Origin of the sequence: Bacillus sp. V26 (assembly GCF_034296245.1) — a bacterium.
GTDB lineage: Bacteria > Bacillota > Bacilli > Bacillales > Bacillaceae > Bacillus > Bacillus halotolerans.
Window position 1 is genome coordinate 358,280 of record NZ_JAXKQF010000003.1, and the last position, 25,410, is coordinate 383,689.

At 45.4% G+C, this 25,410-nt stretch carries 25 protein-coding genes, 3 pseudogenes and 2 other annotated features; of the genes and pseudogenes, 7 read left to right on the forward strand and 21 right to left on the reverse strand.

Annotation, left to right across the window (positions count from 1 at the left end; genetic code table 11):
* The 3 genes and pseudogenes from UJ203_RS12600 to UJ203_RS12605 all read right to left on the reverse strand — a co-directional run.
* Nucleotides 1-356, reverse strand: a pseudogene (locus tag UJ203_RS12600) (YncE family protein); the annotation flags it as partial.
* A pseudogene (locus tag UJ203_RS20920) lies at nucleotides 348-515 on the reverse strand (YncE family protein); the annotation flags it as partial. The pseudogenes UJ203_RS20920 and UJ203_RS12600, both read right to left, overlap by 9 nt.
* Nucleotides 516-549: 34 nt before the next feature.
* Nucleotides 550-1,908, reverse strand: a complete 1,359-nt coding sequence (locus UJ203_RS12605) for a YncE family protein (protein ID WP_322011219.1) — start codon at nucleotides 1,906-1,908, stop codon at nucleotides 550-552.
* A 228-nt stretch (nucleotides 1,909-2,136) separates the two neighbouring features.
* Between UJ203_RS12605 and UJ203_RS12610 the strand changes: the two genes are divergently transcribed.
* On the forward strand, nucleotides 2,137-3,282 hold the full coding sequence (locus UJ203_RS12610) for a tetratricopeptide repeat protein (protein ID WP_105990790.1): 1,146 nt from the start codon (nucleotides 2,137-2,139) through the stop codon (nucleotides 3,280-3,282).
* Nucleotides 3,266-3,385: a phosphatase RapF inhibitor PhrF gene (gene phrF / locus UJ203_RS12615; RefSeq protein WP_059292327.1), complete on the forward strand. Its 120-nt coding sequence runs from the start codon at nucleotides 3,266-3,268 to the stop codon at nucleotides 3,383-3,385. The genes UJ203_RS12610 and phrF overlap by 17 nt, the downstream gene beginning before the upstream one ends.
* A 109-nt stretch (nucleotides 3,386-3,494) precedes the next feature.
* On the opposite strand, the gene speB is transcribed toward phrF, so the two are convergent.
* Nucleotides 3,495-4,367, reverse strand: a complete 873-nt coding sequence (speB, locus tag UJ203_RS12620) for an agmatinase (protein ID WP_105954411.1) — start codon at nucleotides 4,365-4,367, stop codon at nucleotides 3,495-3,497.
* Between the two features lie 60 nt (nucleotides 4,368-4,427).
* Nucleotides 4,428-5,258, reverse strand: coding sequence for a spermidine synthase (speE, locus tag UJ203_RS12625; protein ID WP_059335162.1), 831 nt, complete (start codon nucleotides 5,256-5,258; stop codon nucleotides 4,428-4,430).
* A 200-nt stretch (nucleotides 5,259-5,458) separates the two neighbouring features.
* Between speE and UJ203_RS12630 the strand changes: the two genes are divergently transcribed.
* Complete coding sequence (locus UJ203_RS12630; protein WP_322011226.1) at nucleotides 5,459-7,534, forward strand: transglycosylase domain-containing protein; 2,076 nt, start codon at nucleotides 5,459-5,461, stop codon at nucleotides 7,532-7,534.
* 32 nt (nucleotides 7,535-7,566) lie between these two features.
* Here UJ203_RS12630 and UJ203_RS12635 read toward each other — a convergent pair whose 3' ends face one another.
* The 3 genes from UJ203_RS12635 to UJ203_RS12645 form a co-directional block, all read right to left on the reverse strand.
* Nucleotides 7,567-7,989 carry a hypothetical protein gene (locus UJ203_RS12635; RefSeq protein WP_322011228.1) on the reverse strand — a complete coding sequence of 141 codons (423 nt, stop codon included), beginning with the start codon at nucleotides 7,987-7,989 and terminating at the stop codon, nucleotides 7,567-7,569.
* A 152-nt stretch (nucleotides 7,990-8,141) separates the two neighbouring features.
* Nucleotides 8,142-8,660 carry a YwhD family protein gene (locus UJ203_RS12640; protein ID WP_322011230.1) on the reverse strand — a complete coding sequence of 173 codons (519 nt, stop codon included), beginning with the start codon at nucleotides 8,658-8,660 and terminating at the stop codon, nucleotides 8,142-8,144.
* 12 nt (nucleotides 8,661-8,672) lie between these two features.
* Nucleotides 8,673-9,332: a site-2 protease family protein gene (locus UJ203_RS12645; RefSeq protein ID WP_101864913.1), complete on the reverse strand. Its 660-nt coding sequence runs from the start codon at nucleotides 9,330-9,332 to the stop codon at nucleotides 8,673-8,675.
* A 108-nt stretch (nucleotides 9,333-9,440) separates the two neighbouring features.
* Between UJ203_RS12645 and UJ203_RS12650 the strand changes: the two genes are divergently transcribed.
* Nucleotides 9,441-9,629, forward strand: coding sequence for a 2-hydroxymuconate tautomerase (locus tag UJ203_RS12650; protein ID WP_003222038.1), 189 nt, complete (start codon nucleotides 9,441-9,443; stop codon nucleotides 9,627-9,629).
* A 42-nt stretch (nucleotides 9,630-9,671) separates the two neighbouring features.
* On the opposite strand, the gene UJ203_RS12655 is transcribed toward UJ203_RS12650, so the two are convergent.
* The 8 genes and pseudogenes from UJ203_RS12655 to UJ203_RS12690 form a co-directional block, all read right to left on the reverse strand.
* Nucleotides 9,672-10,091, reverse strand: coding sequence for a MarR family transcriptional regulator (locus UJ203_RS12655; protein ID WP_024123229.1), 420 nt, complete (start codon nucleotides 10,089-10,091; stop codon nucleotides 9,672-9,674).
* Nucleotides 10,092-10,209: 118 nt separating this feature from the next.
* On the reverse strand, nucleotides 10,210-12,126 hold the full coding sequence (gene thrS, locus UJ203_RS12660; RefSeq protein WP_322011235.1) for a threonine--tRNA ligase: 1,917 nt from the start codon (nucleotides 12,124-12,126) through the stop codon (nucleotides 10,210-10,212).
* A gap of 53 nt (nucleotides 12,127-12,179) precedes the next feature.
* Nucleotides 12,180-12,404: a binding site (T-box leader), on the reverse strand.
* Between the two features lie 32 nt (nucleotides 12,405-12,436).
* Nucleotides 12,437-12,663, reverse strand: a binding site (T-box leader).
* 137 nt (nucleotides 12,664-12,800) lie between these two features.
* Nucleotides 12,801-12,894: pseudogene (locus tag UJ203_RS12665) on the reverse strand (hypothetical protein); the annotation flags it as partial.
* 77 nt (nucleotides 12,895-12,971) lie between these two features.
* On the reverse strand, nucleotides 12,972-14,369 hold the full coding sequence (locus UJ203_RS12670; RefSeq protein WP_322011243.1) for an MFS transporter: 1,398 nt from the start codon (nucleotides 14,367-14,369) through the stop codon (nucleotides 12,972-12,974).
* Complete coding sequence (locus UJ203_RS12675) at nucleotides 14,366-14,839, reverse strand: Rrf2 family transcriptional regulator (RefSeq protein WP_105990784.1); 474 nt, start codon at nucleotides 14,837-14,839, stop codon at nucleotides 14,366-14,368. The genes UJ203_RS12670 and UJ203_RS12675 overlap by 4 nt, the downstream gene beginning before the upstream one ends.
* Nucleotides 14,840-14,950: 111 nt before the next feature.
* The gene (locus UJ203_RS12680; protein ID WP_024123233.1) at nucleotides 14,951-15,451 is read right to left on the reverse strand and encodes a YwgA family protein; all 501 of its coding nucleotides are present in this window, start codon (nucleotides 15,449-15,451) and stop codon (nucleotides 14,951-14,953) included.
* Between the two features lie 36 nt (nucleotides 15,452-15,487).
* Nucleotides 15,488-16,789, reverse strand: coding sequence for an HD domain-containing protein (locus UJ203_RS12685; RefSeq protein ID WP_202852779.1), 1,302 nt, complete (start codon nucleotides 16,787-16,789; stop codon nucleotides 15,488-15,490).
* 161 nt (nucleotides 16,790-16,950) lie between these two features.
* Nucleotides 16,951-17,175: a DUF1450 domain-containing protein gene (locus UJ203_RS12690; protein ID WP_024123235.1), complete on the reverse strand. Its 225-nt coding sequence runs from the start codon at nucleotides 17,173-17,175 to the stop codon at nucleotides 16,951-16,953.
* Nucleotides 17,176-17,389: 214 nt separating this feature from the next.
* On the opposite strand from UJ203_RS12690, the gene zapB reads away from it, so the two are divergent.
* Complete coding sequence (gene zapB, locus UJ203_RS12695; protein WP_322011250.1) at nucleotides 17,390-18,166, forward strand: cell division protein ZapB; 777 nt, start codon at nucleotides 17,390-17,392, stop codon at nucleotides 18,164-18,166.
* A 142-nt stretch (nucleotides 18,167-18,308) separates the two neighbouring features.
* Here the strand turns inward: zapB and UJ203_RS12700 are convergent, their stop codons facing one another.
* The 4 genes from UJ203_RS12700 to pta form a co-directional block, all read right to left on the reverse strand.
* Nucleotides 18,309-19,199: a carboxylate/amino acid/amine transporter gene (locus UJ203_RS12700; RefSeq protein ID WP_322011252.1), complete on the reverse strand. Its 891-nt coding sequence runs from the start codon at nucleotides 19,197-19,199 to the stop codon at nucleotides 18,309-18,311.
* A gap of 151 nt (nucleotides 19,200-19,350) precedes the next feature.
* Entirely contained in the window at nucleotides 19,351-20,196 is an 846-nt protein-coding gene (locus UJ203_RS12705; protein WP_105990781.1) for a biotin/lipoate A/B protein ligase family protein, read from the reverse strand.
* Nucleotides 20,197-20,243: 47 nt separating this feature from the next.
* Nucleotides 20,244-21,143, reverse strand: a complete 900-nt coding sequence (cysL, locus tag UJ203_RS12710; RefSeq protein ID WP_322011255.1) for a cysJI operon transcriptional regulator CysL — start codon at nucleotides 21,141-21,143, stop codon at nucleotides 20,244-20,246.
* A 129-nt stretch (nucleotides 21,144-21,272) separates the two neighbouring features.
* Nucleotides 21,273-22,244 carry a phosphate acetyltransferase gene (gene pta / locus UJ203_RS12715; protein ID WP_322011257.1) on the reverse strand — a complete coding sequence of 324 codons (972 nt, stop codon included), beginning with the start codon at nucleotides 22,242-22,244 and terminating at the stop codon, nucleotides 21,273-21,275.
* Between the two features lie 269 nt (nucleotides 22,245-22,513).
* On the opposite strand from pta, the gene hemQ reads away from it, so the two are divergent.
* Together hemQ and bacG are read left to right on the forward strand one after the other, a co-directional pair.
* Nucleotides 22,514-23,278, forward strand: a complete 765-nt coding sequence (gene hemQ / locus UJ203_RS12720; RefSeq protein ID WP_003235942.1) for a hydrogen peroxide-dependent heme synthase — start codon at nucleotides 22,514-22,516, stop codon at nucleotides 23,276-23,278.
* A 132-nt stretch (nucleotides 23,279-23,410) separates the two neighbouring features.
* The gene (gene bacG / locus UJ203_RS12725; protein ID WP_322011260.1) at nucleotides 23,411-24,190 is read left to right on the forward strand and encodes an NADPH-dependent reductase BacG; all 780 of its coding nucleotides are present in this window, start codon (nucleotides 23,411-23,413) and stop codon (nucleotides 24,188-24,190) included.
* Nucleotides 24,191-24,204: 14 nt separating this feature from the next.
* Here the strand turns inward: bacG and UJ203_RS12730 are convergent, their stop codons facing one another.
* Complete coding sequence (locus UJ203_RS12730; protein ID WP_322011263.1) at nucleotides 24,205-25,404, reverse strand: pyridoxal phosphate-dependent aminotransferase; 1,200 nt, start codon at nucleotides 25,402-25,404, stop codon at nucleotides 24,205-24,207.
* Nucleotides 25,405-25,410: the final 6 nt, after the last annotated feature.

Here is a 25,410-nt window from a genome sequence, read left to right on the forward strand (position 1 = left end):
CTACATCGCAATCGCGGACGGACCGGCGCCAATCGGAATGACCGTCACGGCTGAATCATCACTCGTGCGGTACACGGTCACTGCATTGTCGCCGGGCTTTGTCGGATGTTACTGTAAGGTCATAGACATTAGGAAGAGACACGTTTGCAATGATCCTTTGTGCAGCAGTATTAACGACATATACATTGTTAATGAGAAACGGTTCACTATAAGGCTCTAGAAAATAAGCCCTAATACTGCCCAGAGAAAATACAATTGTCCTCAAAGTTTCAAATAGACGGTCAAAGTCCTCCCCTGCTCAAGGGTGACAAACTGATCTCTGTTACACCCTTCGGCCCCAGTTCACCATTCATCACGTCTGTACTCCATGTAACCGCAGTGACTGCTTCCGCAGGATCAACGGCAAACCCCTCCGGAACTTCAATCGGCACTTGAAATAGCGCTTCACTGCTGGCATCTTCATCACAAAAACAGAAACAATTTTCCTGTAAAACAGAAAAATCATTCTTTTTCATGATTTCACATCTCTTTTTAGAAATGCATAGTTGATTAAATCGCAATGTCACTCGGTGAAACGCCAAGCGATATGACAGTTTCCACAGAATAATCATCCGTGTTGTAAACAGTGATGCTTTGCTCTATAAAATTTGTTGCATACAGAAATTCGCCATTTGGGGTAAACGCAAAGTCTCTTGCCGATTGCGGAAGATTTCCTATTACGCCTGCACCACTTGGACTGACGGAATATAGATTGTGAGTGAAATCATCAAACAAATATACCCCTGATCCGCTCTTAAACATTCCATATTCACCCTCATACTCCAGCTCTTGTGTGCTGCTGATCGTAAATGTACTTAAATCAATCACCGTCAAATAATTGAAAAAGAATTCTTGTTCTAATACATAAAGGTAACGTTCCGGCCAACCCGTTTCTAGGGAATTTACGATAAGATCCCGCTCAATGATTCCTGTCACTTCACCTGTGTTTAAGTCCAATCTTTGCACTGAACCGAAACCAAGCAGATACGCGAACAATCCATTTGGATCAATTGCAACATCAAAGCCTTCAAAAGGAATAGACCTTTCAACAGTTAAGGTTTCAATTCCTATCACATCTATGGCACCACCGGCGACAACATAAAAAAATTCGTGTCCAGGTATAAAAGATATGGATTCCGGCGGCTGATCCAGCAAAATAGAAGCTGTAACACTCAATGTGTCTTGATTGATGACAGAAATGACACGATCATAGTAATGCAAAACAAACACAGAGGTGTTATCTGGCGTCTTTTCTACCCTTGTAGGTTGGTATGGAAGAGAAATCGTCGTCACAACAGTATGAGTGTTTGTATCAACCACAGAAACCGACTGATCATCTGGATTCGCTGTAAACGCATAAACAGGCTCCGGCTCAGGCTCCGGGGCGAGCACAATCGTTCCCGTCACCGATAAAGGACTGCCGTAAAATGGCGGGACGACAACAAGGTTCTCGATCGTAATGTCACTGACATCCGGACAATCATCCGGTTCATCAGAATAATAGACAACTTGATCGATCTCTGCATTGTGAATGACAGAAACAGCCCCCTCCCCTTGTCCATATTGGTTTCGCACAGGTGAGACACTGACAAGAAGCGTGACGGTTCCCTGCAAGCGTACTGCAAATTGAACACCGATTTCATCAGGCTCAGGCCCCGTCTCAATTAAGCAACGTTCACTGACACAAGAAAGACTGTCTGCATTCCACGTGACGTTTGCAACAGCTTCAGCCGGATCAACGACAAACCCCTCAGGCAATTCAATCGGCGCTTGAAACATGGCTTCACGACTGGTTTCTTCCTCACAAAAACATAAACAATCTTGTGCAGCTTCTGCTTTTTCTTTAAAGGAAAGCTTGTTTTTCCTCATTTCATCACTTCCTTTTCAGACATACACTGCTCACGCAGATACAACAGAATATGGAAGGTGAATGTGTTTGCTTGTACAAACAGCCGAGGGTAAAAGCTGTTTTTGAAGAAATTCCGGCCACCATGCGGTGTAACGAAAGAAAAGATTGCGGTTTTTTTGCGCTTCTCACAAGAATGATGATGATAAAATATGACATATATAGAATAATGAAGGGAGGGATTTTCAAACGTGACAAGTGTCATATCTTCTTCTTCCGTTGGAGAAAAGATTAATGAATGGTATATGTACATACGCCGATTCAGCATACCGGATGCGGAATATTTACGAAGAGAAATCAAACAAGAGCTGGATCAAATGGAAGAAGACCAGGATCTTCATTTGTATTATTCACTGATGGAATTCCGGCACAATCTGATGCTTGAGTATCTTGAACCGTTAGAAAACATGCGGATAGAGGAACAGCCGCGACTGTCCGATTTGCTGCTTGAAATCGATAAAAAACAGGCTCGTTTAACCGGAGTCCTTGACTATTACTTTAATTTCTTCAGGGGCATGTACGAACTGGATCAGCGTGAATACTTATCTGCTATTAAATTTTTCAAAAAAGCCGAAAGCAAGCTGATTTTTGTAAAGGATCGAATAGAAAAAGCTGAATTTTTCTTTAAAATGTCTGAATCTTATTACTATATGAAACAAACGTATTTTTCTATGGACTATGCACGGCAGGCATATGAAATATACAAAGAGCACACAGCATATAATATTAGATTGCTTCAATGCCATTCTTTGTTTGCTACCAATTTCTTAGATCTCAAGCAATATGAGGACGCCATATCACATTTCAAAAAAGCTTATACAATGGCAGAATCCGAAAAACAGCCCCAATTAATGGGAAGAACGCTGTATAACATCGGACTTTGCAAAAACAGCCAAGAACAGTATGAGTCAGCAATCACATATTTCAAAAGAGCCATATCTGTTTTTGAAGAAGCTAACATTCTTCCTTCTCTGCCTCAAGCTTATTTTTTGATTACACAAATTCATTATAAATTAGGAAAAATGGATAAAGCTCATGAATATCATAGTAAAGGAATTGCTTATTCTAAAGAGGCTGGAGATATCATTTACTTATCAGAGTTTGAATTTTTGAAATCTTTATACTTATCAGGCCCGGATGAAGAGGCAATTCAGAAATTCTTCGATTTTCTCGAAAGTAAAATGATGTATGCTGATCTTGAAGATTTTGCGCTTGATGTGGCAAAATATTATCATGGACGTGAAAATTTCCAAAAAGCTTCCGCGTATTTTCTGAAGGTGGAACAAGTAAGGCAACTTATTCAAGGAGGAGTGAGATTGTATGAAATTGAAGTCTAAACTATTACTCTCTTGCCTGGCCCTAAGTACAGTGTTTGTCGCAACGAATATTGCAAATGCACCTACACACCAAATGGAAGTTGCACAGCGAGGAATGATTTAAGATAAACCGCCTTTATCGGCGGTTTTTTTCGTCCCCTCTTTCCACCTTGTATAAGATGTTTGCAAATCATGGGAACAAAAAACATCCAGACAAAGTCTGGATGTTTCTCTTATTTCACAAACCCAAGCAGCATTTCACGAATGATTTTGCTGGCTGTGTTTGCCGTTTGCTCTGAGTGGTCGTAAATCGGAGCTACTTCCACTAAATCTGCGCCCTTCACGTTTACTTCTGAGCGCGCGATTTCATGGACGGATGCAAGCAGTTCTTTAGACGTGATGCCGCCTGCGTCAACGGTTCCTGTCCCCGGTGCGTGAGCAGGGTCTAATACGTCAATGTCGATTGTGACATATACCGGACGGCCTGCCAGCTTCGGAAGAACCTCTTTCAGCGGCTCAAGCACTTCAAACTTAGAGATGTGCATGCCGTTTTCCTTTGCCCATTCGAACTCTTCTTTCATACCGGAACGGATTCCGAATGAATACACATTTTCCGGGCCGATTAATTCCGCCGCTTTACGGATCGGCGTTGAGTGAGAAAGCGGTTCTCCCTCATAGTCGACGCGAAGATCCGTATGTGCATCAAAATGAATAATCGCCAGGTCAGGAAATTTCTTGTACATTGCTTTCATGACAGGCCATGACACGAGATGCTCCCCGCCCATACCCATCGGGAATTTTCCTTTTTCTAAAATGCTGTCCACATATTCTTCAATCATATCAAGACTTTTTTGCGGGTTGCCGAATGGCAGCGGAATGTCGCCTGCGTCAAAGAAGTTCAGGTCCGCCAGATCACGGTCCAGATACGGGCTGTATTCTTCAAGGCCGATTGACACCTCGCGGATTCTTCCCGGGCCAAAGCGTGATCCCGGACGATAGCTCACCGTCCAGTCCATCGGCATGCCGTAAAGGATGGCGTCCGCCTCTTCCCACTCTGGACGGCTCGCGATAAATACTTTTCCTGAATAAGCTTCATCAAATCTCATCTATAAAACCCTCGCTTTCCTTTAAAAAAGCGCAAGATTCGCTCCTGCGCCATACATTCTTTATTTAATCAGGTCACTCACAAATTTCGGCAGAACAAACGCCGCTTTATGAATATCTTTTGTGTAATATTTCGTGTCAATATCAAAGAAACGGCTGTCTTCCACTGCAAGCGGATCATATGTTTTCGAACCGATTGTAAATGTCCACAAACCGCTTGGGTATGTCGGAATGTTCGCCGTATACAGCTTCGTAATCGGGAAGATTTCCTTCACGTCACGCTGTACATTTGTGATTAATTCCGGTGTGAACCATGGGTTGTCCGTCTGCGCGACAAAAATGCCGTCTTCTTTAAGCGCCTTCGCGATTCCGGCATAGAACCCTTTTGTAAACAGGTTTACCGCAGGCCCGACTGGTTCAGTTGAATCTACCATAATGACGTCGTATTGATTTTCAGATTTCGCAATGTGCATAAATCCGTCATCCACCTGTACGTCAACACGCGGATCGTCAAGTTTTCCCGCAATAGAAGGAAGAAACTTTTTAGAGTATTCGATGACTTTGCCGTCAATATCAACAAGTGTCGCTTTTTTCACGCTCGGGTGCTTCAGAATTTCTCTGATGACGCCGCCGTCACCGCCGCCGACTACAAGCACATGCTCCGGATTCGGGTGCGTAAACAATGGCACATGCGCCACCATTTCGTGATAAACGAATTCGTCTTTTTCAGATGTCATCACCATGCCGTCCAAAAACAGCATGTTGCCGAACTCTTCTGTTTCCACCATTTCTAAATGCTGAAACTCAGTTTGTTCTGTATGTAATGTTTTATTAACCTTCAATGTAATGCCAAAGTTTTTCGTCTGCTTCTCTGTGTACCAAAGTTCGCTCAATTGTCATCTCCCTTTCAAGGCTGTATTCATTTATTGTAAGCGTCTTTTCAGCTTTTATTCCCGGTTGAAATCGCATTTTCACCTAAGGAAAAAGTATAGAGGATGGCGGGGAAAAAGTAAAGATGCGTCCTGTCACACGATGTTTAAAAACAATCTTTTTTTCTCATAATAGTAGAAACATAAAAAAAGGGGGAACCATTGTGGATGCAATGACAAATAAACGGCTGAGACTGACGCTCAAAACCGTTCGCGCCTTTATCTTTCTTGGGGCTTTCGCGTGCTTAGCGGCAGCTGCTGTGTTTATGACTGTCATTTTGATAGCCAAATACCAGGGCGCTCCCTCGGTTCAAGTGTCGCAATCCACGATTTTGTTTGCGAGCGACGGCTCAAAACTCGGGGAGACGAACTATGGCGAAAAACGCTATTGGGTCCCCTTAAAAGACATGAATCCGACGATTGTAAAAGCGACGGTGGCGATTGAAGACCAGAACTTCTATGATCACCATGGCTTTGATTATAAACGCATGGCCGGTGCGGCGCTGGCCGACTTAAAAGCGCTGGCCAAGGTGCAGGGCGCAAGCACCATTACCCAGCAATATGCGAGAAACCTGTATCTTGAACACGACAAAACGTGGAAACGCAAATGGAATGAAGCATTCTATACAATTCGTCTGGAACAAAACTATTCTAAGGACGAGATATTAGAAGGCTATTTAAATACGATATACTACGGCCACGGCGCCTATGGCATCGAAGCAGCGTCCCGCCTCTATTTCGGCAAGCATGCCAAAAACCTGACAGATGCGGAGGCGGCGCTTTTGGCCGGTATTCCGAAAGGCCCTTCCGGCTATTCGCCTTATGTCAATGAAACAAAGGCCAAGGATCGCCAAAAAACAATTGTGCGGATGATGGAAAAGCAGCGGATGATCAGCCGCAAAAAAGCGGACGAGCTGATCAAAGAGCCCCTTTCCTATCAGCCGTTGAATAAACACGCCATCAGCAGAAAAGCGCCTTATTTCTATGATAATGCGATGAGAGACCTGGAAAAAAAACTCGGCATGACGCGGGAGCAAATTGAAACGAGCGGGTTAAATGTGTATACAACCGTGAATAAACGGCTTCAGCGCATTGCCGAGGAGACCATTACCGAAACGGTTAACGCCGGTTCTGACATTCAAGTCGGATTTTCAGCCATTGATCCACGCACAGGAAACGTTCTCGCTCTTGTCGGCGGCAGGGATTATCAAAAAAGCCCGTTTGACCGGACGACACAGGCGAAACGCCAGCCCGCTTCGACAATCAAACCGTTACTGTATTATAAAGCGATTCAGAGCGGGTTTACGCCAGTGACACTGATGAAAAGCGAAGAAACCGAGTTTCAAATCGATGCAAAGGGAGAAACCTATTCTCCAAGCAACTATAACGGTTACTACGCAAACAAACCGATCACGCTTCTTCAGGCCCTGGCGCTGTCTGACAACATTTATGCTGTGAAAACCCATCTCTTTCTCGGAATGAACAAGCTCGTTCAGGCGGCAAAGGAATTTGGCATCACCGCGCAGCTCCAAGCGCTGCCATCCTTGGCCCTCGGCACGGAACCGGTGCGCCCGATTGAGATGGTCAACGCCTATGCCATGCTGGCAAATGGCGGAAAGAAAATCGAACCGACCTTTATCACGAGGGTGAATGATGCGGCCGGACATGTACTGTACGAAAGCCCGAATCAGCAGAAACAAGTGCTGGATGAAAAAGCTGCCTTTGTAACCGCTAATATGATGACAGGCATGTTTGATACAGACTTAAACGGCTATACATCCGTGACAGGACGAACAATCGCGGATCGCCTGACAAGAACCTATGCTGGAAAATCAGGCACAACAAGCGCAGACAGCTGGATGATCGGCTTCAATCCGAAGCTGGCTGCGGGTGTATGGACGGGCTATGACAAAAACAGCACCATCGACTCAGTCGCAGAAAAAAACTATGCCAAAACCATTTGGGCGGAGTTTATGGAGGATGCGCTCAAAGGAGAACCAGAAACAGCCTTTAAACCGCCAAAAGGCGTGACCGGCGTCTACATCGATCCGGCAACAGGCTACTCCTCCGGCCCGGGCTGCGCAGCCAAGCATTACACGTATTTTGTGAAAGGCACAGAGCCAGCGAATGTGTGCTACGGCTCAGAGCCTGTCAAACAAACAAAAGACCAGCATCCAGTCAAGGATAAGCCCGCTTCCCCGAAAAAGTGGTGGGACAAATGGCTGGGACGGAATCATTAAAAAATAACCTGGCTGCCTGGATGCCGGGTTATTTAATATGGTTCTTCCATTATCCATGGGAGCAGCGTCACGCAGTCAAGCTGGAGAACCGGTTTCGGGAATCCTTCGGGGATAAAGTGGTCATCTCTCGGCACTTCAAATGATATATACCAGTTACGATCCGGATCCCATTCTTTTTTCCCTTCTATAATACGTCCGACAATAAAATAGCTGGCCACATAAAGCTGACGGTCACCCTCCGGCCCAAATTCATTAATATCCGTACAAACAGACGGCTGAAGACCAAAATCCGCAAACATTTCCGCCTTCTCACACGGCAGTGTTTTCATTACTTCCCGGTCATTTTCACAAAGAAGACATTCGCACATATCCTCAATATCTTTTGCATACTGCCTTCTCGTTTCCTCCACGTCCGCTTCAATGACCCAATCACCAATCCTCATGGTTTGAAACACGATATCTCCCCTATCTGCTGTCAAAAAAAATGAAAAACCCCGAGTCTTGGTTCGGCTCGGGATTTTCCATGTCCTATTTCTGTATCACCAGTTTACTCAATGTTCACAGAAAATAATTCAAATTTTCCAAAAGTTCACAGAAAGTTCACAAATTAATTTTCTTCTTGAAGCAGGCCTTTTTTCAATTCATCAGAAGAGCGTTCCCACAGGCCTTGGTCATGGTTTTTCAGAAATTCGCCAAGCACTTGCTTCGAGCTGTCATCCATTTTATCAATGATAATGTTCCGTTTCATCGATTTATCCATCAGATTCACATGCTCCGGGAGCGATTTGTAGCCTCTTCTGATGCTTCTGTCGACCGTCAGTTCACAGGCTGTTACCCCTGCGTAATAAGGGCCCTCTTCTCTTCTGTCAATCGTCACCCACACAAGCCAGTATAGTTTTCCGTTTGGAACATCTTCTTTATTAGGCAGAAATTTAATGCCTTTTTCAACGACGCTGCGGGCGTGCATCGCGCCGATATCAACGAACGCTTCTTTTTCCTCTACATCAACGAATACAGGTGAAATATTATCCAGGCTGAGTGCGCCTACGCCAAAGCCGCCGTGTCCGTCTGTCGGATCACTTTTGATAATATTAAACCCGATTGATTTTTTCTTTTTTTCTTCCATGAGTTCTACCTCCTACAAAAGCGGTTGAAATATCGCTGAAAACAAATGTAAAATCGAATCTCTTCCGGCGTTGAGCATTGGCCAAAGCACGTAGGACCCGAGCGGTGTCACAAACAGTACCAAAAAGACGATAAAGCCGTAGCTTTCCGCTTGCGTCATCTTGGCACGCGCCCCCGGCGGGACGAGATCTTCAATAATACGATAGCCGTCGAGCGGCGGCAGCGGCAGCAGATTAAATAAAAACAGAACGAGGTTCAGCTGTATCCAGATTGAAAAGAACTGGTCCAGTCCTGTACTGAATGCCGCAAGCAGTTCCATTCCGTAAGCATGCATCAACACTAACAAAGAGAAACCGATAAACGCAAGAATCAGGTTACTGATCGGCCCGGCAATGGATACGAGTACGCCTGCCAGACGAGGTTTCTTAAAGAAACGGCGATTGACGGGAACAGGGCGAGCCCATCCAAAGCCGGCCACCAGGATCAAAATGGTTCCGAACGGATCAAGGTGTTTGATAGGATTAAGCGTCAGCCTTCCTTCTTTTTTCGCCGTATTGTCACCAAATTTATATGCGACATAGGCGTGAGCGAGTTCATGCATTGTAAACGAAACAATTAAGGTAATGACCAGATATGGCATTAGAGACAACGGGTAATATAAAAAACGGTCCAAGTGAGATGATCCCTCTTTCTAAAAATGCAAGAATTTACTTTATTCAGTATACTATAAGAAGCCTCTTTTCCTAAAGAGAGGAAACGATATAAAGGAGGATTCACACCTATGCCATACGTAACCGTCAAAATGCTTGAAGGCCGTACAGACGAGCAAAAACGCAATCTAGTTGAGAAAGTAACAGAAGCCGTGAAAGAAACGACCGGTGCCTCTGAAGAAAAAATTGTTGTCTTTATAGAAGAAATGAGAAAAGACCATTACGCGGTCGCAGGCAAACGCCTCAGCGATATGGAATAATCTGATATTAAGCCGGCGCTTCGCAAGCCGGCTTTTTCATCTCTATTTCGTCATTTTTTCAATAATAGCTAAAAACGCTGCCTTCTCTTCGGCAGTCAAACGTTCAAACATGCCGTCAATCAGCTGCTGGCGATTTTGAATCATCTGAAGAGCCGCTGCCTGCCCCGATTCAGAAAGCGTAATCCAAACGGTGCGGCGGTCATTGTTATTTCTGGATCTCTTAATAAACCCTTCTTGCTCTAAGTGATTCAGAGCGGTTGTGGTGGCAGACGGAGACAGCGTGACCTCTTTTAGAATGTCCTTTATGGTGCAGCTCCCGTGTCGATATATAATCCGCAGAATAAATCCTCTTACATTATTCACATGTTTCGGAACGGTGGCTTCATCTAATAGTTTCGTGCTTTTCAAATATTTTGTTAGTGCGTGATCCAGCAAATTTGCTTCCAGTTTGTCATGATCCATGTAGATTTCCCCATTTCGAGATGCATTCATAACATACGAACGATATGATTACTTATTATTTTACTGATACCAGATAGGGAAAGTCAAAAAAGCAAACAGCGAATTCGCAACTTTTCTCCTACATGCTTCGATTTTTCACCTGTTTGACAATATTCTCTTTAAACACCTGAAAAGGAACTTGTTCACTCTTCTGATGTCCGAATTCACGAACGTTTACCGCCTTTTCACTCACTTCCTGATCCCCAAGCACCAGCATGTACGGGATTTTCTGCATCTGTGATTCTCTGATTTTGTAGCCAAGCTTTTCATTGCGTTCATCAATATTGGCTCTTATCCCGAGCCGCTTTAGCTCAGACTGCACCTTTTCGCAGTAGTCCATATGAACGTGAGAAACCGGTATAATTTGGACCTGCACCGGCGCAAGCCAGACTGGGAAAGCTCCGCCAAAATGCTCAATCAGAATGCCGAAAAAACGGTCAATTGAGCCGTATACCGCTCTGTGAATGACGACGGGACGAACCTTTTCATTGTGCTCATTAATATATATTAAATCAAATTTTTCCGGCATTTGAAAATCAAGCTGGATTGTGGCGCATTGGTGGCTCCGCTTCAGAGCGTCTTTAATATGAAAATCGATTTTCGCTCCGTAAAACGCTCCATCCCCTGCGTTTACTTCATAAGGAAGACCTAGATCCACAAGGACGTGTTTCAAGGCGTTTTCAGACATTTCCCACACGCTGTCTTCACCTGATGAATCCTCCGGGCGAGTGGAAAGCTCAACCGTATACTCGAAACCGAATGTGCGGTATACCTCGTCAATCAGCCGAATGGCTTCTTTAATTTCACTCTCGATTTGATCCTCCCGAACAAAGATATGCGCGTCATCCTGGCAGAACGTCCGGACGCGGAGCATTCCGTTTAGAGCACCGCTGTATTCATGGCGGTGCACCTGGCCGAACTCCGCCATACGAATCGGCAGATCCCGATAGGAGTACAGGCTGTTTTTAAAGATGAGCATATGGCCGGGGCAGTTCATCGGCTTCATTGCAAATGCAGTATGATCTACTTCCGAAAAATACATATTGTCGCGATAATGGTCCCAGTGCCCCGACTGCTCCCATAACCGCTGATTCATCATAAACGGCGTACGCACCTCGGCGTAGCCGGCATTTGTTTGCAGTTCACGCGAAAAGCGTTCCAGCTCATTGCGGACAATCTGCCCTTTTGGCAAATAAAACGGCATTCCCGGAGCTTCTTCCGAGAACATAAACAGCTCTAATTGTTTTCCCAGCTTGCGGTGATCCCGTTTCGCTGCTTCTTCCAGCATATGCAGATGCGCCTCGAGATCTTTTTTCTTTTGAAACGCAACACCGTACACCCGCTGAAGGACTTCATTTTGGCTGTCTCCTCGCCAATAAGCACCCGACACCCGTGTTAATTTGAACGCCTTGATCATTCCTGTTGAAGGAAGATGCGGCCCGCGGCACAGGTCAACAAATTCTCCCTGCTGATACAGCGTCATTTTCTCCCCGCGCGGAATGTCTTTCAAAATCTCCAGCTTAAACGGCTCGCCTTTCTCTGCAAAAAGCGCTTCAGCCTCCTCGTAAGAAACCTCTATTCGCTTGATATCCATATTTTCGTTTATAATATGCTTCATCTCTTTTTCGATGGCCTCTACATCTCCGGAAGTCAGACTCCGATCAAGCTTCATATCATAATAAAATCCGTCTTCAATGACAGGCCCTATTCCCAAGGACGCTTCGCCGTACAGCCGTTTCACTGCCTGAGCCAGCACATGCGCTGATGTATGGCGAAGCACCTGCAAGCCTTCTGGAGAATCCAGTGTGATAATTGAAAGCTCAGCATCTTCCTCCAGCTTGAAGCTGACATCAACGAGCCGGCCATTAACCTGTCCCGCTGCTGCTTTCTTTTCCAAACTGGAGCTAATGGACGCAGCCGCCTCTTTGACTGTAGTGCCTTTCGGATATTCCTTTACCTGTCCGTCCGGAAGCTGAATACTTACATGTTTACTCATTTCAAACACTCCTTATTAATTGTGAATATATAAAAAAACACACCCGTCCCTCTGTAAGGGACGAGTGTGTGATTAACCCGTGGTTCCACCCAAGTTCCCAACGAACTTTCATGTTCATCGGCTCGGTGCTGTAACGCAGCATAAACGGCATTGGATACTGATTGTTCCCCAATGCTGCTCCAAGGCGGTAAATGATATTCCTAAGCTGGGAAGCTCGCACCTTTTCTTCCCTCTCTGAAAACCGTAAATATCATTCATGTCCTTTTCATCGCATTTCTATATGTATATAAAAAAACACACCCGTCCCTCTATAAGGGACGAGTGTGTGCGATTAACCCGTGGTTCCACCCAAGTTCCCAACGAACTTTCATGTTCATCGGCTCGGTGCTGTAACGCAGCATAAACGGCATTGGATACTGACTGTTCCCCAACGCTGCTCCAAGGCGGTAAATGATATTCCTAAGCTGGGAAGCTCGCACCTTTTCTTCCCTCTCTGAAAACCGTAAATATCATTCATGTCCTTTTCATCGCATTTATTGACTCATATAAAAAAACACATCCATCCCTCGCAAGGGACGAATGTGTTAAAATTCGTGGTTCCACCCAAATTCCCAACAAACATACATGTTCGTCGGCTCGGTGCTGTAACGCAGCATGACGGTATCAGATACTTAATTTCCCCGATACGGCTCAAAGGCGGTAAGCTGCTTTCTCTGCGTTAGGAAGGTTTCAGCTGATCCTTCCCTCTCTGGAAACCGTAAAAAGCATCTCGTGTCCTTATCAGTGCCTGTTTGAATAATTTCATATATCTTACTATATATTCCTTGAAAAGACAATGGACGATTTTAAGATGATGCAGAAGCGGACGTTTCTTTATGAAAAGTCAGAAACCGCCACACAAGGAATGCGGCAAGACTGTATGCCGCGCCCATCATCAAAAACGTAAACCCAGCTCCAGTGTACCAAGTGGCGGACAGATGAATGACCACTCCGGAAACCGCTACGCCAACCAATGCCCCGATTTGCCGGTTGGCATTTAAAGCTGCTCCTGCGATATTGGCATGCTCCTGTCCCGCTGTCTTCATAATCACAGCCGTCATGGCAGGAACCGTAATGCCGACACCAAGATTCATGGCAGATGTCAGAACCGCAAGCTGCCAGTAAGGCAAATCCGGAGAAACCATGACAAATAACAGCAATGCCATGATGCAGCTGACAGCCATTGAAACAAACATAAGAAGCCCCGCTTCAAAACGGTTCGCCAGCCGGGCAAACAGCAGATTTCCGACCACAAAGACAGCCATCATCGGCAATAGTTCGACTCCCGCTAAAAAGGAACTTGCGCCTCTTGCTTCCTGCAAAAATAGACTCAGCATAAACATACCGCCGAAAAGAGCAAAATTCAGCAAAAACCCAACGAACTGCGCTGCCGAGAAACGTCCATTTTTATATAATGATGCAGGAAGAATAGATGTTGCCGAAAAAATTTCTCTCAGAAGAAAAAGCACAAACGCCAAAACCGCCGCCGCGAAAGCACCGAGAATGGAGGGCGAACTCCAGCCTATTGAAGCGCCCTGTATCAGCGCAAATGAAAGAAATCCGAGAGCCGCCATTCCAAGCAGATGCCCTGTGATATTCACCCGGCTGCCTTTTCCCGGGAAACTGCTGAGCGTTCGATAGGCGAAAATAAGCGCCGCAACCCCTAACGGCACATTGATCAGAAAAATACTCTGCCACCCTGCCGCATTCACCAGAACACCCCCGATAAAAGGCCCCAGTCCGGAGGCGGCGGAGACGAGAGCGGCCCACAAGCCAAACATTTTGGCCCGCACCCGTTCATCGGGGTAAGAGGCAGCCAAAAGGCTGAGTGAACTTGGCATAAACAAAGCCGCGCCAAGACCCTGCAATAGCCGACCTGCGATCAGCATTTGGCCATTTGCTGATACAGCGCATAGACATGAGGCAAGAACAAAAACGGCCAAACCAAGCATATAAATGGTCTTTGAGCCGTAACGGTCAGCCAGCGCACCGCCGGCCAGCAGAAGCGAAGCAAATGTAAGCATGTACCCGTCTACAACCCACGTCACACCTGAAAGTGAAAGGGAAAGAACGTTTTTCATATCAGCAATTGCAACATTCACCACGGTCACATCAAGCGTAGCCATGAGAAAACCGAGAGCGAGCACGAGTAACACTGAGATACCTGTTGATCCTGATTGATGTAAAGGCCCGCTGTTTTTCATTGCCATTGCCCTTTCAGCTGATGATGTACCCAATCATCGATTTTTTCGAGGTCATAAAGTTTCCCGATTCTGTTCATGACACCCTGCAAGGTTTCTTCCTTCATGAGCGAAGCCCATTTATCCTCAATGTCGCCCATTACCGTCTCCAGCACACAGGGATTTCCGCTCTCAAATACAGATGGCAAAAGGCCTTTTCCTTGATACATGGAACCTCTTCCTTCAACAGCTTGATAGACATCATAGAGGGTAATATCCGTCAATGGCTTCGTAATCGTAAAGCCTCCCTTCGTACCTGGTATAGACTCTGCCAAACCAGCCTGCACCAAAGTTCTCATCAGCTTTTTCAGATAAGACGGAGACATGTGCAAGCGCTGGCTGATCGCCTCTGATGTTAAAGAAGCCTGCACGGGCAGCCGTGACAGTAACAGAAGTACAGAAACTCCCTGCTCCATTCCCGATTTCATTTTCATTATGTTCCCTCCCGATTCATTATGGATAACTATTATCCACAATAGATTCATTAGCAGGTTTTGTCAATAAAAAAAGCAAAAGAAACGATTCATTTCTTTTGCTTGGTATGGTTAACAAATCTGCTTCAGCTCTTCTATGTATTGAAGCGCTTCGTCATATTCTTCATTGGTATACTTTTGCTTGCTTTTGATTGTAAATACTTTCTCTTTCTTTTCCTCAGCCTCAAGCCCGTCAAAGTAAAGAATCGTGGAGACCAGCTCTAAAAACCGTGATGAACGGTTGTTTACACTGTCAATATAGTGCTTGATATCAGGCATATCAAGATCGGCGTGGTCTAAAAACGCGGAGCCCGTCTCTGTCAGCGAATAACGGTATTGAAAGTAGCCGCCCTTTTTTTCCTTTACCTCATGCAGGAATCCAAGGTTGCACAGCTCTTCAATTTGGAGCGTCAGTTCCTCCGAATACGGCCCGTAAAAGTGAAAATCATATTTCTCATAGAAAGGAAACTGCATTTTCTTCGCAATATAAATCATTTTTTGCAGCTTCTTTCGCCCGATGATTTCTCCAGAATCCGAGAACACCTTCATCAGTTTTGCATGTTCTTTCAACAAATTCCCGACATCTCCTTTTTCCTTCTTTACCAATTTCTATGTCAGTCCCAGCAGCTGCCGGATTTTCATTTTCGCTTCCGGGTGTTCAGTGCCGTCACAAATCAGGTCCTTCGGATAGTACAGTTTGTGGTCCGTCCGCCGCTTCCCGGAGATGGATTCCACAATGGCCGACTGTCTGGACAGCTCTTTGATTTGACCGTTTTGCGTCAAGAGATGGATCGGCAAACGCTCCTCTTCCTCCCCTGGACGGTAAAAATCGTATGGCAGATCTGAAGAAGAATCCACGACCAAATAATAGCTCGGATCGATTCCAGCCTCTTTGAATAATGAGGTCAGCTCAAAATAGGCCGACATCTCTTCATTCGGATTAAATTCAACGTATTGGAACAGCTGGCGGTTAATGAACCTGCGGCACAAATCGGATAAAATCGGGTCTTCTTCATCCTCCCAGGCCTGGAAATAATACAAAATAATAGATTCATCCAGCCTCAAATAATCCTCCAGCGTCAGTTTCCCTTCAAAAATAGAATAGAAATGAACCGGAGCATGAGTGAACACATAACCTTCATCATGGAGCTGCTTCGCTCTGTGGAGAATCTTCGTTAAAATAACCTCCGCACTTCTCGTCACAGGGTGGAAATAGACCTGCCAGTACATTTGGTAGCGGCTCATAATATAGTCTTCTACAGCGTGCATTCCGCTTTGTTTAATGACGATTTGATCCTCACGCGGGCGCATCACCCGGAGAATCCGCTCCATGTCAAAATGGCCGTAGCTGACGCCCGTATAGTAAGCGTCGCGCTGCAGATAATCCATGCGGTCCGCGTCAATCTGACTCGAAATCAGGCTGACCACTTGTTTGTTTTTATATGTTTTGGCAATGACTTCAGCAACATCCTGCGGGAAACGCGGGCTCACCTTTCTGAGCACCTGATTAACCTCTGTGTCTCCCAAAATGATATCTCTTGTAAAATCTTCATGGTCAAGATGAAAGACTTTTTCAAATGAATGCGAGAACGGCCCGTGCCCGAGATCATGAAGCAGCGCCGCGGACAAACAGAGTTCGCGCTCACTGTCATCCCATTCAGGACGGCCTTTAAAGACATCATCAACCATTCTCCTGACAATTTCGTAGACACCGAGAGAATGGTTGAACCGGCTGTGCTCAGCGCCATGGAACGTCAAGTATGTCGTGCCGAGCTGCTTGATTCTGCGGAGACGCTGAAATTCGCGGGTTCCGATCAGATCCCATATCAGCTTGTCCCGTACATGAACATAGCGGTGCACCGGATCTTTAAACACTTTTTCTTCTGATAATTTTCCATTTGGATACGCCATCGTCATTCCCTCTTTTTTTTAGCCGTGTTTCTATTATATCGACTCTATTCTTTGAAAACATCCTTGAATTTGTCCGGCGATTTGTTCCATCTTTCCGAAAATCACATGATGTGAAGCAAAAAAGCCTGACCAGAGGGCCAAGGCTATGAAAAAATATGTTTTTACTTTTTTAATTTCTTTTTCACTTTGTCAATCAGCTCATCCTCTGTCGGAGCTGACAGCGGGCGATTGTTTACAAAAGCAAACGATTTTTTCCGTCCGGGCCCGCAATAAGATTGGCACCCTACCTCAACCTTTGCGTCCGGGTCTACTTCTTTTAAACGCGGCAGCAATGTTTTGATATTAGTGGCTTGGCAATCATCACACACTCGAAATTCATTAGCCATGACGTACGCTTCCCTTCATTTCTATGTTCATCTATGTTTTATACCTAAAATCGCTTTGTCGAAAAAATCACATCACTCCTCATTGTACAAGGATTCGACTGTTCCTGCAAGCCGCTTCAGCCTCCGTATCTCCTATTCTTCCAGCCAATTTGTATAAATATTTTCCAATCTGGACATTCTAATATCATGAAAAGAAAAATGGGAGTTGAGATAAATGACAAAACAGCGCCAGGACGCTTGGTCAGAAGAAAATGATTTGCTTTTAGCCGAAACCGTGCTTCGGCATGTAAGAGAAGGCAGCACTCAGCTGAATGCCTTTGAAGAGGTCGGCGATAAATTAAATCGGACGTCCGCAGCCTGCGGATTCAGATGGAACGCGGTGGTGCGCCATCAATATGAAAAAGCGCTTCAGCTTGCAAAAAAACAGCGGAAACAGCGCATGAGAGCCCTCGGAAACGGGCAGCCTGCGAAGAAAAGACTGTTATATCAGCCTCCTGCGGTTGATCCCGAAACAATTCAAGAAACTGCAGTGCAGGAGGAGCAGGTGAAACCTGAAACCCCGACTGCCGAAAATGAGAAGCAGGCTTTGATGTCAGGCGAGCACATGCCTTTTGTGGATGACAGCTTTAAGGAAGAGTTAGCTAGTCTATCACACTTATTGTCTCCTCAAACGTCTGCGCCTGAGATGACGATGAATGATGTCATCAAATTTCTGCAGAATTACGAAGGCAATCATGAGCAATCCTCAGCTTTAAAAATGGAAAATGAACGTTTAAAGAAAGAAAATCAAGAATTACAAAGCAAAACAGAACAGCTGGAAGCAGAAGTTCAAAAACTTGAAAAAGATCAAAAAACGATTCAGGAAGATTATGAAACCTTGGTAAAAATCATGAATAGAGCCAGAAAACTAGTTTTATTTGAAGATGATGAACATGCCTCTCCGTCCTTCAAAATGGACCGGAACGGAAATTTAGAAAAAATGGCGGAATAGCTTTTAAAAACCCCAAAACGAGATATCATGTTTTGGGGTTTTGCCATTAAAAAATCCCCTTTTCCTTTTAGAAAAGAGGATTTTCTGTTTTTGCGGCGCATCCGTTAGTCTTGTAAAATGAGCCCAAGCTTATGCTAATCTATTAAGACACATGAGCCGCTTCAGCTGGCTGTTGCTTGCGAGGCGCCCCTGAAATGACCAGAAGCCCTAACATCATCAGCACGATGCCGAGCCATGAGGAAAGAGAAAGCATTTCACCTATGAAAAACACACCCAGCAATGAGGCGGTCAGCGGCTCAGCCAGGGACAGTGTAACCGCTGCCGAAGCCGGAACTCCGGTGAGCCCTTTTGCAAACAAAAAGTAGGCCGCGCATGTCGCAATTAACCCGATGTAAAGGCTCGTTCCCCATCCTTTTGGGGTCAGCATCCAAGAGAGATCCGACTGCCACAATAGCGGCATCAGCAATATGGCGCTGAGCATAAAGACAACAGCTGAGGTAGCTCTCGGCGGCTGTGTTTTCATCATTGATTTACTGATCAAGGTATAACCCGCAAAAGATGCACCTGCTCCAATCGCCATGAGAACCCCTGACACATCAATCCGAACATTGGAGCCGTCTGAAAACAGGAGCCAGCATCCCGCCAAAGCCAATACAGTTGCAATCCACCAGGAATTTCGCGGACGTTTTTTCAAAACGGCCCATTCTAAGCTCCCGGCAATAATAGGCGCACTGCCGATGGCAATCACTGTCCCAACTGCAATCCCTGTTTCTTTTACGGCAGTGAAAAAAAGCGGCTGATAACAGGCCATACAAATCGCTGCTAAAAACACGGGCGGCCATGACCAATTTTTCACGTGAAGCTCTCGGCTGATCCAGACCACAAGAAGCATGGCACTGCCGCCTACCAATAATCTGACCGCTCCGAATGCCAGCGGAGTGGCGCTTTCTGGAGCCAGCGCCTGAACAGTGCCGGTTGTTCCCCAGAAAAAAGCCGCGATCAGCACAAACAGGCTGTAAACATTCCCTTTCATTTGCCTCTCCCCTTTGTATGCAGATGCTGCTGTTATTTTATCGCTTTTTTTGCTGCAATTGTTTTCTGTTTATAAGAAAGATTTATCTGAAAACAAGATGATAGGCGAAAAAAAAGCATGCCAGCCGTATCGGCTGACATGCAAACGGCGTTCATCCAAACACCTTTTCATTCCGTTCTGTCATCCGGACAAGATTTTTCTCAAATTCCAATTCCTCGTCAATGGACAGTCCGGCTGAGTAGAGGTGGTTGCTTAACGCTTTTAATTCCGTAAGCAAAGCAAGCATTAAATCCTGTACGGAGATATCGGTATGCAGAAGCTCACTTAACGATGCCATGGTTTCCGGACGTATATCCGGGTAGACGCCTTTTTTGTCGTTTTGTTTATCCTTCAGGGCGGCTTGATAGAAACGTCTGATCAGATCTGCCCTCTCGCTGCCGCTTTTATCTGCACAGAGATAAATTTGAACAGCTGCACCGCCGCGAAGACGTCTTTGAGAAATGCCGGCGAACTTTTTGCCGTCAATGCTGAGATCATAGCTGCCTGGACAATAGGAGCCCTCAATTTCATAGGCTTCAATCTTTGCCCCGTACGGCTTGAGCATCCGTTTCATCAGTTCCACCATTGCTTCGTATCCTCTGTCTATATCGATGCCCTTCTTTTGGTCCTCGAATATGAGAGAAATATTTAAAACGCCTTCATCCAAAACAACAGCCAGACCGCCGGAATTGCGGACGATGACGCGGTATCCCTCATTTTCCAGCAGGGCAATGCCGTCCTGCAAAAACGGGAGCCGCGTATCCTGAATACCGAGGACAATCGTGTCGTGGTGCACCCAAGAGCGTGCTGTCGCCGGCGACACGCCTTTTCCTACAGAGGCGCACAGCGTATCGTCCATAGCGAAGGATTGCTTCGCATCAAATAAAGGGCCGAGACTGGATTGGTCAATGACTCTCCATGTCGGCTGCATCAGTAAATCAATCGGTTGGTTTGCCATCTATGTAAAACCCTTTCATGTTAGGCTTATGAACGAAAACTATTATATCATTTCAGCCGTGATGATTGAAAATTGCTTTTCAGCATCGTAATGAAAATTTCTTTATTTTTTGTATTCTCCATGAGAGGAGAATGAATATAAGACAGCTTGCGCTTTAATGAGAAATCTTTAATGTGGAGAATTGAAATGTCACGGTGGATCAAATCCTTATGCAGCACGCTTCTTGATAAGACCGATAAACCCATGCCGCTGATCACCGCTTCTTTTACACCTTGATTGCTGCTGATGGTGAACATCGACTTCGGCCGCAGTCCGTTCGAGCTAAGCACATGATCGAGATATTCCCTTGTGCCGGAGCCTTTTTCCCTTGTCACCCACGCTTCATTTTGCAAATCGCTGATTGAAATGCCTCTTTTTCCGGCAAGCGGATGCTGGTTCGGCGCTGCGATGCACATTTCATCCTCCATGAACGGTTCAATTTCCAGTTCATTCTCGTCCGTATGTCCTTCAATCAGCCCGATATCAGCCTGAAGCATTCGGACACGTTCGCTTACCTCCTTTGTATTGCCAATCATGACGTCCAGATTCAGCTCAGGATACAGCTTTTGCAGCTGGGCAAGAAGCGGCGGAAGAATATACTCTCCGATTGTAAAACTGGCGGCTATTTTCAATTCACCTTTTACATAATGATGATGCGCGTAAATTTCAGCCTTGGCCTGCTCGTAGAGAAATACCATTTGCTTTGCCCTTTGATACAAAATGTCCCCTGTCGGTGTTGTCGTAAAATGCTTCGGCGACCGATTCAGCAGAGCCGTTTGAAATTCTTTTTCAAGATTTTTAATATGCAGACTGACGCTGGGCTGGGAAATCATCAGCTTTTCTGCTGCTTTTGTGAAATTTTTTTCTTCCACCACTGCGATAAAGGTTTTCAGCACGTCGTAATACAAAGGCCCCACCCCTGTCATGAATAAGATTTATAATGATGATCAGTTTTCTTTATTTTACTCATATCATCTGTTCTGGTAAAGAAGGCGCAAAAAAAGCAGCCCTCTGCGAGAGAGCTGCCATCGCTTTTCTTACAGTGCTTGTGCCGCTGTAATTAATGCAAGATTGTAAACATCTTCAGCGTTACAACCTCTTGAAAGATCGTTAACAGGCATATTTAAGCCTTGCAGGATTGGTCCTACAGCTTCAAAGTTGCCTAAACGCTGAGCAATTTTGTAGCCGATGTTTCCCGCTTCCAAGCTTGGGAATACGAATACGTTCGCGTCTCCTTTGATCTCGGAATCCGGCGCTTTTTTCTCAGCTACAGATGGAACGAATGCAGCGTCAAATTGGAATTCGCCGTCAAGCGTTAATTCAGGCGCTTTTTCTTTCGCGATTTTCACAGCATCCGCTACTTTTTCTGTTTCATCAGATTTTGCTGAGCCTTTTGTAGAGAAGCTGAGCATTGCTACGCGAGGATCAATGTCGAACATTTTTGCCGTATTGGCGCTTTCGATCGCGATTTCTGCAAGATCTTGGCTGTCTGGTGCAATGTTGATCGCGCAATCTGCGAATACGTACTGCTCATCGCCGCGTGCCATGATGAAGACGCCTGAAGTCTTTTTCACGCCTTCTTTTGTTTTGATGATTTGAAGAGCCGGACGGACAGTGTCGGCGGTTGAATGAGCCGCTCCGCTCACAAGACCCGCTGCAAGGCCTTTGTACACAAGCATTGTGCCGAAGTAGTTCTCGTCTAAGAGCGCTTTTCGAGCCTGTTCTTCTGTTGCTTTGCCTTTGCGGCGTTCCACGAATGCCTGTACAAGATCTTCCATGCCTTCATATGTATGAGGATCATAAATATCAACGCCGTCAAGCGTCACATTCAGTTCTTTTGCTTTTGCTTGGATCTCATTTTCATTGCCGATCACAATCGGATTCAGCACTTTATTGTCTGCAAGCTTGCTGACCGCAACTAAAATACGTTCGTCCAAGCCTTCAGGAAATACAATTTTAACGTCTTTTCCAGCTACTTTTTCTTGCACTGTTGAAAATAAATCTGCCACAATAAACCCTCCTCAAAAAGTTACAAAAACGCTTTCTTTTACTAGCATACTCTTCTTCCAGTCAAATTCAAACAGCCAACTTTTATTATAGCGCTTTCATCAAAAAATCTTATTTTTCTAACTAATTTAAGCAACTGATTCTTTCCTTATATGTTCTCTAATTTTTGAGGAGATATACGAATCGGATGTTCAAGGTTTCTCCACAGTAGAATCGGATAAACTATGATATAGTGAAGGCATTAACGAAAAGATAATAGGAGTGAAGATAAATGAGTGAACAGCAAATGACAAATGAAGCGGCAAAAACGCTGGACGGCTGGTATGCGCTTCATGATTTCCGCACAATGGACTGGACTTCCTGGAAGCTGCTGTCCAGTGACGAGCGCCAGTCTATCATTCATGAATTTACAGGATTGCTTGAAAAATGGGGAGTCGCCCAAAAAGAAGGGAAAGGCTCGCAAACCCTTTACAGCATCGTTGGCCAAAAAGCTGATTTTATGCTGATGATTCTTCGCCCTACTATGGAAGAATTAAATGAAATTGAGCTCGAATTCAACAAATCAAGACTTGCTGAGTTCACCATTCCGGCTTACTCCTACGTGTCAGTTGTTGAACTGAGCAACTATTTGGCGAGCGGCGACGGCGACCCGTATGAAAATCCGCATGTACGTGCGCGTCTTTACCCTGAACTGCCGGAATCAAAATATGTATGCTTCTATCCAATGGATAAAAGAAGATCCGGCAATGACAACTGGTACATGCTTTCTATGGAAGAACGAAGAAACTTGATGAGAAGCCACGGCTTAATCGGACGCAGCTATGCTGGCAAAGTGAAACAGATCATCACAGGTTCAGTCGGCTTTGACGATTACGAATGGGGCGTTACGCTGTTCAGTGATGATGTGCTTCAATTCAAAAAGCTTGTATATGAAATGCGTTTTGACGAAGTCAGCGCGCGCTACGGCGAATTTGGCTCGTTCTTTGTGGGCAACCGCCTTTCGCTTGATACACTTCCTCAATTCCTATATGTATAATTTCTCCTCCCGCCGCAGCTGGCGGGAGTTTTTCGATTCCTCTTTATCAGAATTTAAATAAAATTTGCTATTTTCTCCGTTTTTTTTTACGATGTAGATAATAATCCAATTTTTTCAAAGGGGTGCAGTTATTTGTCAAAACGAACCGCATTTATTATGGGAGCCAGTCAAGGTATCGGAAAAGCAATTGCTCTAAAATTAGCAGACCAGCATTTTACCCTCGTCATCAATTCGCGAGTCTTGGACAATATTGAGCCTGTCAAAGAAGATATTTTGGCCAAGCATCCTGAGGCGAGTGTCATTGTCCTTGCGGGTAATATGTCTGACCAGCAAACGAGAGAGGAGATTTTTAAAGAAATTGAATCTCAATGCGGACGGCTTGATGTTCTGATTAATAATATCCCGGGCGGCGCGCCTGACACATTTGATAACTGTAATATAGAGGATATGACGGCCACGTTCACACAGAAAACCGTTGCCTATATTGACGCTATCAAGCGTGCCGCCTCTCTGATGAAACAAAATGAGTTTGGCAGAATCATCAACATTGTCGGAAATCTGTGGAAAGAACCGGGCGCCAATATGTTTACAAACAGCATGATGAATGCCGCTTTAATTAACGCCAGTAAAAATATTTCCATTCAGCTTGCTCCTCACAACATTACTGTCAACTGCCTGAATCCTGGTTTTATCGCTACAGACCGTTACCATCAATTTGTGAAGAATGTGATGGAAAAGAACAGCATATCCAAACAAGAAGCCGTAGAACAGATTGCTTCTGGCATCCCGATGAAACGGGTCGGATCAGCCGAAGAAACCGCAGCGCTCGCCGCGTTTCTCGCTTCCGAGGAAGCCTCCTATATCACCGGGCAGCAAATTTCCGCTGACGGCGGCAGCATGAAAAGCATATAAAAAAATCCCGCTTTTTAGCGGGATACTTCTTCTAATGAAGCAAACGGCAGGTTCAGCTTTTGAATCCTCATGACAAATTCCCGCAGATCCTCCTGCTTCGATACCATTGATATTCTGACATGACGTTTTCCGTTGCTGCCGAAAATCTCGCCCGGCGTTACGACAACATGGGCCTGCTCCAGCAGGTAGTCAGAGAATTGGTGAGAAGACTCAAACATTTTTGGAATTTCAGCCCATACATAAAATGTTCCTTTTGGTTTTTCTATCTTCCAGCCCAGTTCTTTTTCACAAAGCTCCGTAAAAAAGTCAATCCGTTCCGCATAGATGCGTTTCAAGCGATCTGTTTGTTCCGGATCTCCTGACAGCGCCGCACTGGCCGCCTGCTGCAGTCCGCCGAACATGCCGACAAAGACGTGATCCTGAAATTCATTGACCGCTTGAATGATCTTTTCATTTCCGACGGCAAACGCCATTCTCCAGCCGGCCATGTTAAATGTTTTTGAAAACGAATAAAGCTCCGCGCCCACAGTTTTTGAGTCCTCCGCCTGCAGGAAACTGGCCGGTTTTTTATCAAACTCAAATGCGCCGTACGCAAAGTCATGGATCAAATGAATCTGGTGCTCTTTTGCAAATGCGGCCGCTTTTGCATAAAAAGCCGCATCCGCCACAGCTCCCGTCGGGTTATTCGGATAGTTCAAAAACATCAGTTTCGCTTTTTGTAACACAGCGGGTTCTATTTTCTCAAAGTCAGGCAGATAGCCGTTTTCTGCGTGCAGCGGCATTTCGTGCAGCTCTGCTCTTGCCATTGTAATACCCGAAAGATATTCAGGATAGCCCGGGTTCGGGACCAAAGTGATATCTCCCGGATTGAGCAGGCATTGGGTCAAAACATACAAGCCTGCTTTTCCCCCGCCAAAGAGCGCCACTTCTGTTTCAGGATTGATTGTCACTCCGTATTCTCTTTTATAGAAAGCGGCAATCGCTTCCTTCAGAAAGGGATAGCCTCTGAATGGCCCGTACCCGTGGAAAGAAGGGTTCACAGCCGCCTCCTGCAATGCCTGCACGATATGCGGCGGAGTAGGAAGGTCAGGGTTCCCCTGTCCAAGATTAATGACTTGCGCCCCCGTTTTTTCCATTTCTTTTACCTTTTGAAAAACGAGAGAAAATTCTTGCCTTGGAAGTGTCTTGATGACGTCGGACGGTGTTATTTCCATCTGAAA